Source organism: Alcanivorax sp. HI0044 (genome assembly GCF_001634945.1).
In genome coordinates this window covers 1-857 of sequence record NZ_LWEZ01001824.1, presented here as the reverse complement: position 1 = coordinate 857, position 857 = coordinate 1, and the positions used below count along the sequence as shown (strand labels likewise).

The 857-nt window shown below is 55.8% G+C and carries 1 protein-coding gene; it reads left to right on the top strand.

Annotated elements, in window-relative coordinates:
• Window positions 1-743 (top strand): RDD family protein (locus tag A3730_RS27280; RefSeq protein ID WP_063539350.1); only part of this gene is annotated, 743 nt, incomplete at its 5' end.
• Window positions 744-857: the final 114 nt, after the last annotated feature.

The following is an 857-nucleotide window of genomic DNA, read 5'->3' as shown; positions in this document are numbered from 1 at the left end:
ATTGCTGGCATTTTCTTACCCGCACACCACTGATACTGGACGACGCTTTTAACCGCCGGCTCGGCCATGCCCTGTTTGCCGTGTTGACCGAACAGCAGCAATCCGGTCAGCCGTCGCTGTCGTACCCGGTGGTCCGTTACCTGAACGGGCTGTTCAACTGGGAAGGGCAGCGGCGCTGGCTGAATGAGGATTTTGGTGAAGACACCTGCGATTCACTCTTTCGTATCCTCGACGATACCCCGCTGAACCAGGACGCCATCAAGGCCGTTCGCGGTGGCCAGGGAGTGTTCGCACAGAAGAAGAAACCCCCACCAGTGGCGCCGGAGGAAGTGATCATGGGCGGTTATTTGCTGCGCATGCTGGCCTTTGCCATGGACATGTTTCTGGTGGTGGTCGGCGCTATTTTTGTGGCCGAGGTGCTGCACCGTTTCGGCAGCAGCAGTGACGAAAGCGGCGCACCACTCGCCATAATACTGGCCGTACCTCTCTATTTGTTGATGGCGCTGATCATGGAATCCAGCCCGATGCAATCCACACCAGGGAAACAATTGCTGGGCATGCGTGTTACCAATCGGCGATTACAGCGATTGCATCCATTACACAATGCCGGGCGCATCATTGTATTTTGCCTGACCGGTATTTTGTGGAAGGTGATTTTTATTGTGAATGCCTTTATGAAAGGACATCTGCTGCACGACCGCATCAGCCGCAGCTATGTGATTCAGTATCGCAAGTCGGAATAGGGCAGGGGAAAGCTCCCCGCCCGGCAAGGAAAGACAACAAGAAGGGCGCCGGGTTAGCAAGGCGCTAACCCGGCAAGCCGGGCCTACTTGGTCAGGTCCCGTTCATAGCTCAAT